This window comes from Corallococcus praedator (genome assembly GCF_003612125.1).
GTDB classification, from domain to species: domain Bacteria; phylum Myxococcota; class Myxococcia; order Myxococcales; family Myxococcaceae; genus Corallococcus; species Corallococcus praedator.
In genome coordinates, this window is record NZ_RAWI01000356.1 from 1 (window position 1) to 9,619 (window position 9,619).

General features: G+C 68.7%; 11 protein-coding genes. 5 read left to right on the forward strand and 6 right to left on the reverse strand.

Annotated features, from left to right (window positions below):
• The 3 genes from D7Y13_RS32285 to D7Y13_RS32295 all read right to left on the reverse strand — a co-directional run.
• Positions 1-897 (reverse strand): molybdopterin cofactor-binding domain-containing protein (locus tag D7Y13_RS32285; RefSeq protein WP_147452539.1); only part of this gene is annotated, 897 nt, incomplete at its 3' end.
• 11 nt (positions 898-908) lie between these two features.
• Positions 909-1,370, reverse strand: a complete 462-nt coding sequence (locus D7Y13_RS32290; RefSeq protein WP_120537295.1) for a (2Fe-2S)-binding protein — start codon at positions 1,368-1,370, stop codon at positions 909-911.
• Entirely contained in the window at positions 1,367-2,041 is a 675-nt protein-coding gene (locus D7Y13_RS32295) for an Isoquinoline 1-oxidoreductase subunit (protein ID WP_120537294.1), read from the reverse strand. Before D7Y13_RS32295 ends, D7Y13_RS32290 begins: the two co-directional genes overlap by 4 nt.
• Before the next feature lie 345 nt (positions 2,042-2,386).
• Between D7Y13_RS32295 and D7Y13_RS32300 the strand changes: the two genes are divergently transcribed.
• Positions 2,387-2,752 carry a hypothetical protein gene (locus D7Y13_RS32300; RefSeq protein ID WP_120537293.1) on the forward strand — a complete coding sequence of 122 codons (366 nt, stop codon included), beginning with the start codon at positions 2,387-2,389 and terminating at the stop codon, positions 2,750-2,752.
• Positions 2,753-2,762: 10 nt separating this feature from the next.
• Here D7Y13_RS32300 and D7Y13_RS32305 read toward each other — a convergent pair whose 3' ends face one another.
• On the reverse strand, positions 2,763-3,473 hold the full coding sequence (locus D7Y13_RS32305; protein WP_120584760.1) for a siderophore-interacting protein: 711 nt from the start codon (positions 3,471-3,473) through the stop codon (positions 2,763-2,765).
• A gap of 115 nt (positions 3,474-3,588) precedes the next feature.
• Here D7Y13_RS32305 and D7Y13_RS32310 point away from each other — a divergent pair, with 115 nt between their 5' ends.
• The 3 genes from D7Y13_RS32310 (at position 3,589) to D7Y13_RS32320 (ending at position 6,440) form a co-directional block, all read left to right on the forward strand.
• Positions 3,589-4,839: a dipeptidase gene (locus D7Y13_RS32310; RefSeq protein WP_120584761.1), complete on the forward strand. Its 1,251-nt coding sequence runs from the start codon at positions 3,589-3,591 to the stop codon at positions 4,837-4,839.
• A gap of 170 nt (positions 4,840-5,009) precedes the next feature.
• Positions 5,010-5,753, forward strand: coding sequence for a DUF6600 domain-containing protein (locus D7Y13_RS32315; protein ID WP_120584762.1), 744 nt, complete (start codon positions 5,010-5,012; stop codon positions 5,751-5,753).
• A 120-nt stretch (positions 5,754-5,873) separates the two neighbouring features.
• A complete protein-coding gene (locus D7Y13_RS32320) occupies positions 5,874-6,440 on the forward strand; it encodes a ferritin-like domain-containing protein (protein WP_120537289.1) in 567 nt (188 codons plus the stop codon).
• A gap of 69 nt (positions 6,441-6,509) precedes the next feature.
• On the opposite strand, the gene D7Y13_RS32325 is transcribed toward D7Y13_RS32320, so the two are convergent.
• Positions 6,510-7,118 (reverse strand): hypothetical protein, encoded by a 609-nt coding sequence (locus D7Y13_RS32325; RefSeq protein ID WP_147444398.1) that lies wholly within the window; start codon positions 7,116-7,118, stop codon positions 6,510-6,512.
• 68 nt (positions 7,119-7,186) lie between these two features.
• Between D7Y13_RS32325 and D7Y13_RS32330 the strand changes: the two genes are divergently transcribed.
• On the forward strand, positions 7,187-8,686 hold the full coding sequence (locus D7Y13_RS32330) for a hypothetical protein (protein ID WP_120584764.1): 1,500 nt from the start codon (positions 7,187-7,189) through the stop codon (positions 8,684-8,686).
• Between the two features lie 5 nt (positions 8,687-8,691).
• On the opposite strand, the gene D7Y13_RS32335 is transcribed toward D7Y13_RS32330, so the two are convergent.
• Complete coding sequence (locus D7Y13_RS32335; protein ID WP_120537286.1) at positions 8,692-9,432, reverse strand: M90 family metallopeptidase; 741 nt, start codon at positions 9,430-9,432, stop codon at positions 8,692-8,694.
• Between the last annotated feature and the right edge of the window lie 187 nt (positions 9,433-9,619).

Below are 9,619 nucleotides of genomic sequence, written 5' to 3' on the forward strand. Positions count from 1 at the left end.
CTCCCACGTCACGTCCAGCACCGCGCGGCCCTTCATCGCCGCCCAGGTGTGGTCCGCCACCACCACCAGCCCGCCCAGCGGCTGGAAGAGGAACGGCTTCTGCGCCGTCGGCAGCTCCACCACCTTGCGCACGCCCGGCACCGCCAGCGTCTTCGTCGCGTCGTAGCGGGCCACCTTGCCGCCCGCCGCGGGCGGCCGCGCGATGACCGCCGTGAGCATCCCCGGCAGCTTCACGTCCGCGCCGAACTCCGCGCGACCCGTCACGATGTCCGGGCCGTCCACCAGCGGCAGCTCCTTGCCCAGGTGCTTGAGCTCACTGCGCGGCCGCAGCGTCACCGCGCTCTTCACCGGCACCTTCAGCTTCGCCGCGTCGGTCGCCAGCTCCCCGAACTTGAACACCTTCTGGCTGCCCTTGAGGAACACCGCGTGGTCGCGCGCGTCGCAGGCCTCCGGCGCCACCTTCCAGCGCTTCGCCGCCACCGCCACCAGCATCGTGCGCGCCGTCGCGCCTGCGTACCGCAGGTCGTCGAAGATCTTCCGCACGCTGCTGGAGCCGTCCGTGTTCTGGTCTCCGTACGCCTCGTCGCCGTCGCCCTGGACGATCTTCACGTGGGCCATGTCCGCGCCCATTTCGTCCGCGATGAGCACCGGCAGCGAGCTGCGCACGCCCTGCCCCATCTCCGAGCGGTGACACACGATGGTGACGAGTCCGTCCGGTGCCAGGTGCACGAAGACGTTCGCCCTCAGGCCCTCCGAGGACACCGGCGGATAGGACGTGGGCATGGGCGCGGCGTGTGCTCGGTTGGGCAGCACCACCTCCAGGCCCAGCCCCGCAGTCACGATTCCCAGTCCCTGGAGCACCGAACGGCGCGACAGCCGGACGCGGACTTCTTCCATGGTGGAGGCACTCATTCCGTCGGCATCCCGGCCGCCTTCTTCACGGCGGTGCGAATGCGCGTGTACGTCCCACAGCGGCACAGGTTGCCCGCCAGCGATTGATCAATCTCCGCGTCGGTGGGCTTCGGCTTCTTCGCCAGCAGCGCCGCCGCCGTCATGATCTGCCCCGCCTGACAGAAGCCACACTGCGGCACCGCCAGCTCCACCCACGCCTTCTGCAGCGGGTGCGAGCCATCCGGCGACAGGCCTTCAATGGTCATCACCTCGCGCCCGTCCGCCCGGCGCACCGGCGTCACGCACGAGCGCACCGCCGCCCCGTCGATGTGCACCACGCACGCGCCACAGAGCGCCTGCCCGCAGCCGTACTTCGTTCCCGTCAACGTCAGCACGTCGCGCAGCGCCCAGAGCAGCGGCATCTCCGGGTCCACATCGAGGACGTGCTCGGTTCCATTCACACGCAGGCGGATGCTCACGGTCGACTCTCCTCGCGCGGGCACTCCGCGCCGTCCTTTACCCACGCGGCCACCAGGGCCCCGAACTCCGCCTGCGTCCCCGGCGCCGGCACCCGGTCCGCGCCCGGCTTCCAACCCCAGCCCACCAGCTCGTCATGCGCGGAGTGCTCGATGATCTCCGCCAGGCTCTTGCCCCCGTTGCGCGCCGGGTCCTTCAACTGCTCGCACAGGGATTGGGGCGTCCGCCCCTGCCACGCCATCACCTTGGGCGCCAGGTGCCACTTGGGCGCACCCGGGACCCGCGCCAGCTCCGCGTTCCGGTCCTGGTGGCACGACGTGCACTCCAGGCCCGGCACGCCCTGGTCGCCAGGGCCTCGCGCCACCGGAGGGTCGTGCAGTTGGAAGGCATCCCCCTGCGTCGGGCTGTCCCCCGCCGGATGGCAGTTGACGCACCGGGGGTGCAGCATCACCCGGCTCGCCTCCAGGAACAGCGCCCGCGAGCGCTCCTTCTTGTCCCCAATGGAGGCGAACTCCGTGGGCGCGCGGAGCGCCTGGGACTCCACGGACGGCAGCTTCACCGCGCTGCCCTGCACCGCGCGGCCACCGCACCCCACACCGAATGCGAGCGCCAGCGTCACCCCGGCCGCACCCGCACCCAGGACGACTCCCAGTGCTTTCGAGCGAAGACTCATCGTGCCCCGTCCTCCCAATCCCTTCGGCCAGAGGTCGTTCCGGCGCCATACGCGTCGTCGCGAGACCGGAAGGGTCATGCTGCCCCTTCACGACCTCGGAGAGCCTGACAAAAAGCCGCAAGGGCCGTGAAGGAATTCTTCGCGATGGTCCGCATTCCCGGCGAGCAGGCGTCCTCTCCTTCACCTGGTGGCATGCGCCTGCGTGCCTTGCTGACAGGGGCCGTTCGCGGGATTGACGGATTGTCTTTCGGAGGCCGTGGTGGCTTCGCGCAAGTCCCCGGAATCGCGTGCGCGGAGGCCTGGAACGACAAGTGTATTGGGAGGAGCGCAAGGAGATTGCCCGCCATGCGCCAGAGCCCCGTGTCGTCCGTGTTCTCCATCACCCGCCTCTTCATCGAGCAGTGCGCCCGCTGGAGGCTGCGTGAGGAGGTCGTCGCGTTCATCCTCGAGTTCGGCACGCCCGCCCGCGCGTGCGGCGCCACCCATCTCACCGTGCACGAGCGCGACCTGCCCTGGGGCCTGCGCGATTCATCCCTGGCACGGCAGGCGCGCGGGTGGATCCTCATCCTCAATGACGAGGACCGGCTCCTCACCTGCTACCGACGTCGGGACGCCTCGCGCTTCCTGCGACAGAAGCCCAAGCGCCGTCCCGCTGGAATCAGCCGCGGCCATGAGGACATCCTGCGCGGGCTGCACTTCGCACCGGCGTGAGGCGCCAACCTCAGTCGAGCCCCGCCTTGCCCACCGCCCAGTAGGCCTTCACCTTCGGCGTGGCGCGCGCGCCGTCGGCCTTGAGCCGCGAGCGCAGGGCCTGGATGGACTGCGCCCGTCCCGTCATCACCAGCGTCGCGTCCGGCTTCGCGCGCAGCGCTTCGCGCAGCCGTTCGTGCACCGTCGTCAGGTGCGCGTCGCCTGACTGCCGCTCTACCTCCTGGCCCTCGAAGCCCAAGTCGCGCAGCGCGGGCGCGCAGTCCTCGCGGTTCGTCACCTCGAAGACGGGCGTCACGTCGCGCTTCGCTGATGTCCGGAACGCGTGCGCCACCGCGAATGACGTTTCGTCACCGAAGAGCACCACCGGGGCGCGGCCCTCGTCCAACACCAGCGAGCGCCGGGGTCCGAAGAACTGGAGCGCGTCCCCGACGCGCACGTCGCGGCCCCACTTCGCGCCCGGGCTGTCGCCGTGCAGGTACACCAGGAAGGACGTGGCCCCGCGCGCTTCGTCCCACGACAGCGGCGTGTACGTGCGCATGCCCAGACCCGGCAGGTACACCTGCACCTTGTCGCCGGGGGACCAGCCCTGCCCTCGCAGTGCGGCGCCCTCGCAGTCCACCTGGCGGAAGGCGCGCGACACGTCGCGCACCTGCGTCACCCGGGAGTCGTGAAAGAGAAAGCGCCCCAGGACGCTTCCCAGCATTGCCTTCGCGGATGTCATCGGTGCCTCCCCTTCGTGGAGAGGTTCATACGCCTGCCGCCCCCCGCTGGCCTGTGAAGTTGCGTGAAGTGTCACCGGAGAGGAAGGACAGGCAATCCAGAGGTAAAGAGGCGTCATGAGACCCACCTCCGCGCTGCTCAGCCTCGTCCTGCTTGCCGTTTCGGCCTGCTCCCATGGAACGGCCGTCCAGGCGCCCCCGGCCCCCGTGGACCTCGCCGAGCGCAGCCGCGCGCTCGCCCGGCGCATCGTCATCGCCGATGGCCACATCGACGTGCCCTACCGCCTGCGTGAGGGGTTGGGGCCGGACGGGGCGCCCACCGAGGACATCTCCCTTCGCACCGCCAAGGGCGACTTCGACCACGCCCGCGCGGTGGAGGGCGGGTTCGACGTGGCCTTCATGTCCATCTACATCCCCGCCGAATACCAGAAGAAGGGCGGGGCCCGGGAGCTCGCGGACTCGCTCATCGACATGATGGAGAAGATCGCCCGCGCTTCGCCCGGGAAGTTCGCCATGGCCCCCACCTTCGAGGAGGCCGTGCGCAACTCCCAGGCGGGCAAGATCTCCTTCGCGCTGGGCATCGAGAATGGCGCCGCCATCGAGGACCGGCTGGAGAACATCGGTCACTTCCAACGGCGCGGCGTGCGCTACATCACCCTCACGCACTCCGAGGACAACCTGATCAGCGATGCCGCCGCCAGCCAGGGCAAGGGCACCTGGAACGGGCTCAGCCCCTTTGGCAGGCAGGTGGTGGCGGAGATGAACCGGGTGGGCATCATGGTGGATGTCGCGCACCTCTCGGATGACGCCATCCGGCAGGCCGTGGAGCTGAGCCAACTGCCTGTGATTGCCTCGCATTCATCGTGTCGCCACTTCACGCCCGGCTTCCCGCGCAACATCCCCGATGAGCTCATCCGCGCCCTGGCCGCCAAGGGGGGCGTGGTGATGATCAACTTTGGCTCCGGGTTCCTCACGCCGGCCGCCCAGGCCTATGGCAAGCAGCTCGGCGCGCAGCTCGAAGCGTTCGCGATCCAGCGGGGCCTGACGAAGGGCAGCCCCGAACTCCAGACCTTCATTGAAACCTACCAGCGCGAGCACCCGTTCCCCCTGGCCCGGGTGGAGGACGTGGCGGACCACATCGACCATGTGGTGAAGCTGGTGGGCATCGACCACGTGGGACTCGGCTCCGACTTCGATGGCGTGGGCCCTTCGCTTCCCATCGGGCTCGAGGATGTGTCGCAGTACCCCAACCTCTTCCGCGTCCTGCTCGAGCGCGGCTACAGCGAGGAAGACATCGAGAAGGTCGCCTCCGGCAATGTCTTCCGCGTGTGGCGACAGGTGGAGGCCCACGCCGCGAAGCAGCCGTGAACACCCCGTGGGGGGTTTGAAGCGCTCCCCTGGACGCCTCCTCGCGGGGTAGCAGCGGGGCGGGGCCGCGCGTGGTGAGGCCGGTGGACGGCCGGGCCGCTCGCACGTGCCTCCCCGCTGGACGAGAAGGCACATCTTCCAGGACAGAACCCCCACGAAAGAGAGCGGACATGGGCCCCTGGAACACGCGGAGGCGCTGGCTTCGGGCCAGCGGCGCGAGCGTCATCACCCTCCTGGCGGCCGCTGGCTGCGCGATGGGTCCCGAGGACTTCGGGCCGCAGGTGACGTCGAGCGCCGTGACGGAGGGCAGCGCCATCACGCAGTTCCGGGACGTGCTCTCTCCCTACGGCACGTGGATGGACCTGCCGGAGGTCGGCTGGGTGTGGCACCCCGACGCCAAGGTCGTGGGCGCGGACTTCGCGCCCTACGCCACCGGGGGCCGCTGGGTGTCCAGTGATTGGGGTTGGACCTTCGAGTCCGACTGGAATTGGGGCTGGGCCCCCTTCCATTACGGCCGATGGCTCAACAAGCCCTCGGTGGGCTGGGTGTGGTGGCCCGACAGTGAATGGGCCCCGGCCTGGGTGGACTGGCGGTGGGACGAGAGCTCCATTGGCTGGCAGCCCCAACCGCCTCCGGGGCTGAGCATCGGGTTGGCCTGGAACTTCGTGAGCATGAGCGACTTCCTGCGCCCGGAGGTGGGGCGCTTCCGCGTACCGCCCGAGCGCGCACCCGCGTTGCTACGTCAAACGCAGCCGGTGGGTGAACACGTCGTCTCCAGCCTCGGCGATTTCTGGAACCCGGGCCCCACCTCCGCCGAGGTCGCTCGCGTCACCCGACAGCCCATCCCGCTCGCGGAGCCCATGACGCCCCCCACGGGCCACCCGCCCCGCGCCGCATCGGGAACCGACTTCTAGACGGTGACGGCGATGAGCGTCCGCCCCTTGGCTCGCCCTTCACTCTCCAGGGCAGGTGGGGTGGCCTCCCGCGCCTCCCCACCCCAGCTTCCCGACACGCATCCGCCGGGAGGCACCCTCATGGCCGAAGCACAGCCGCCGCCGTTCGTCACCGACATCCAGGAGCTCCGCCGCCGCGCCCGCGAGCATCTGGAGGAAGGCGCCGTCACGGGGAACGACCCGGGCACCGTCGAGACGACGCTCAAGCTGCTCAACGACGCGCTCGCGACCGAGATTGTCTGTGTTCTGCGCTACACGAACCACTACATCTCCGCGGTGGGCATCCACAGCGAGGCGGTGAAGCAGGAGTTCGGCCGGCACGCGCGCGAGGAGCAGGACCATGCGCTCAGGCTCGCCGAGCGCATCAACACGCTGGGTGGCCGGCCGGACTTCAACCCCGAAGGGCTGCTGTCCCGCAGCGCCAGCCAGTACGTCGAGGGTCAGAACCTGGTGGACATGATCCGCGAGAACCTGATGGCGGAGCGCATCACCATCGAGACCTACCGCGACATGATCCGCTACTTCGCGGACCACGACCCCACCACCGGGCAGCTCCTGGAGGACATCCTCACCAAGGAGGAGGAGCACGCCAACGACATGCATGCCCTGCTGATGGCCCATCAGGGCAAACCCATGCTGGAGAATTGAGCCGCCCCGGCCCGGTGGGTCTCTCGGGCAGGCCCTGAATGGACCCGCCGGGCCGCGGCTCAGCAGTCGCTACATGAAGCCGAAGCCCTTCTTGACGAGCAGCCTCCGGGAGGAGCTCGCCTTCACGGTGGTGAGTTCGATGGTGTCCTCGCTCACGCCGGTGACGTCCTGCTTCAGCTGACCGACGAACTTGCCGTACTCCCCCGTCTGGGGATTCAGGACCAGGATGGAGACGATCTCGTCATAGCCATAGATGTCGAACTTGCACGACATCCCTCCCTTGCTTCCACATTTGAGCTTGATCTGGATCGCGGCGTTCGTGGCGAAGCTGTCCAGGATGCCCCGGGCCGCCAGACAACTGTAGATCTTGATGGTGATGGCCTTGTCGGTCAGCCCGTCCGCGAACAACCGCGCGGCCAGCTCGTGCGGCTGGAGGATCTCCGGGGTGCCACCTTCCGTGGTGGCCCGGTCGACCATGCGGTTCGGCGTCACGTCGCCGTGGCCAATGATGTAGAGCGTGTCGCCGGGTTCCAGGTCGTCGAGCGGCTTGTCCGGGCCGTGTCGCACCCGCACCAGCTCCTTGGTCCAACCCCGCGCCTCCTCTGCTTTCACCCACCTGTCGATGAGGTCTTCGATGCAGTCGCTCTTGAAGGGATTGTAGAGAAACACTCTGGGCATGGGCGTCATTGCACCATGCGGTCCCCTTTGAAGTCGAATTAGAGTCCCAGCCTGGAGGTAGACGACCCATGCGTCACGTCGCGCCAAGGGTATTCATCTACATGTTGGCCTTCGCCACCGCCGCGTGTGCAACGGGCGTCCCCTCCCGGGGCGCGACGGGGGTCTACGCGGCGCGGCCACCGCCTATCGTGCAGAAGCTGGACGGACGCGCGGGCGGCTCGGCTTCCGGGCCCCCCTGGTCCTGGATGGATCGGGAACAGCTGCGGCCCGACACCGGAGCGCAGAGCGAGGAGGAGCTGCTTGACTGGCTGATCGTGGGAGACCCCGCCCAGCGTGCCGAGGCGCAGGTGCGGCTGCTTCCCCTGGGCGCGTCGCTGCTGCCCAGGCTCGAGGCACTGGCAACCCGTGCCCGCGATGACGAGGCACGGTCGGGACTGCTCGAGTTCATCCAGATCCTGACGAGGCGCAGGATCCACCCCGACCTGCTCGGCGACCATCCGGAGCTGAGCGCGCTGAGCGCGAAGGCCGTGGCCCGAGGCCAGGGACTCGTGGCTTTCTGGGAGACGGAGCCCGCCACACGAGAACTCGTCGAGGAACTCCCGGTGATGCCCTGCGGCGTCGGACCGCGCCCCGACTCGAGGCTGGTCATCCAGGGACGGAGGCTCCAGGAGCTGAGAGACAAGCTGGGAACGCTCGGCGGGTTGGCGATCCCCGGTCTCGAGCGGTTGCTGGCCTCGCACTCCGCCACGGTCCGCCTCCAGGGAGTCGTGCTCGCGGCGGCGCTGGGGCTTCGCCCGAGCCCGGCGGCGCTCGAGCGGCTCCAGCGCGATCCCGGAGAGGTCGAACTGGAAGCGCGCTACGCGGACTCGATGTTCGTCCCAGGCGCGAACCTGGGATCGCACAGGTCAAAGGTCTCCGTCTCCAAGCGCGCGTTCCTGGTGGCACAGAGGCTCGATGGATCCAGGCGGGAAGTCCATGAGAACGACGCCGCTGTGCTCCGCATCGAGGATGGAATCATCGAGTGGCTTGGCGCCGTGCGGGCAGCGGCGGAGGATGACAGCACGAGGACTTTCGATTGGCTGTCGGGGGACCTCACCAACAGTTTTCGGCTCACTGGCGGATGGGGCGCCACGGACGCGCAGCAGTACTGGAACCGTGTCAGGCCCGCATGGCGCTTGTTCTGGATGACGGTGGGTCCCAGGCCGGATGACTACAGGCGGGATGAATGGTTCGCGCTCCTCAACAGCCGGGACGGCTTCCAGGTCCGCCAGGAGCCGCGTTCCGGGGATGAGACTGTCTTTCGCATCGCGGCCCCCACCCGGGTGGAGGCAGAGCTCGTCACCTTTCCCCGCGGCGCCAACGACCCGGTCGTGGTCCAGAGCGGGGTCCTTCCCTTCACGCTCTCATCCAAGGAGCTGGTGCACGCCCTCGGCATCCGACTGCGGTCGGGAGGGGACTGGGTGGACTCCGGACCGATCTTCGCTCCACCCCATGGGGGCCGGATGACGGTCTGGCTGCAACCGGAGTTGTTCCTGCGCTACCTGAAGGAGCATCCGGCGAAGCCCTGAGCCGCTCACCCGCGCGCCGGATCCCACCCGTAGAAGCGCATGAGTTCCTCGTAGAGGTCCGGCGTCTGCTCCTTCATCTGACGTGGCTTCTCGAAGAAGGACTCGGTGGCCACGGCGAAGAACTCGGCCTCGTTGAGCCCGCCATAGTCGTCCAGCACCGCTCGCTCCGGACGACGGCCCTCGCGCAGCTTGAGGTAGTGCTCGCCCATCACCGAGGCCCAGGCCGCGTAGTGCGAGTAGCGGCGCAGTTGAGGGGTTCCGTCGAAGCTTCCGTCCTCCCGGTCCAGGACATGGGCGAACTCATGCGTGGCCGTGGAGTGGCCGTCACTCGGGTCGCGCAGTCCCGCCAGCACAGACTGCCACGACAGGATGACGCTGCCCCAGTTCTTCGCCTCGCCCAGCACCACGCCGGTGCGGTCCGGAAGCCGGAAGGCGTCTGGGTAGACGATGATCTCCCTCAAGCGATCGTAATAGGCGAGGTCCAGGTGGAGCACCAGGCGCACGGCGGTGGCGGACACCACGACCCGGACCTCGTCGGTGATCGTGAAGCCCCCTGCCCCGATGAACTCCTTCTCCCAGATGAAGAGCTTGAGCAGGTCCAGGAATCGCTGGCGCAGCTCGGGCGCGAGCACCTGGGCGAAGGGGACGTGACGCTCCAGGGGGCCGGACCACTCGGGAGGAAAGGGCCGACGCAGCCAGCGGCGTCGGCGGAGGGTGCGGAAGAGGCCGGAATGGGGAAGCGTCATGAGGAGCGCGAGTCTACCCGCGCGGTATGCCGTGAGCACCGCGGGGCGCGGATCGTCGCCCTTGGATTTAACTCGGCTTAATTCAAGGGCAGGCGGCTGCCGCGTGAATCCCGGTTGAAAGTTCCATCCAGGAGGCCACGCCATGATCCGCATCTTCCACCGCACCACGCCGCCCCCCGTCCCTCCC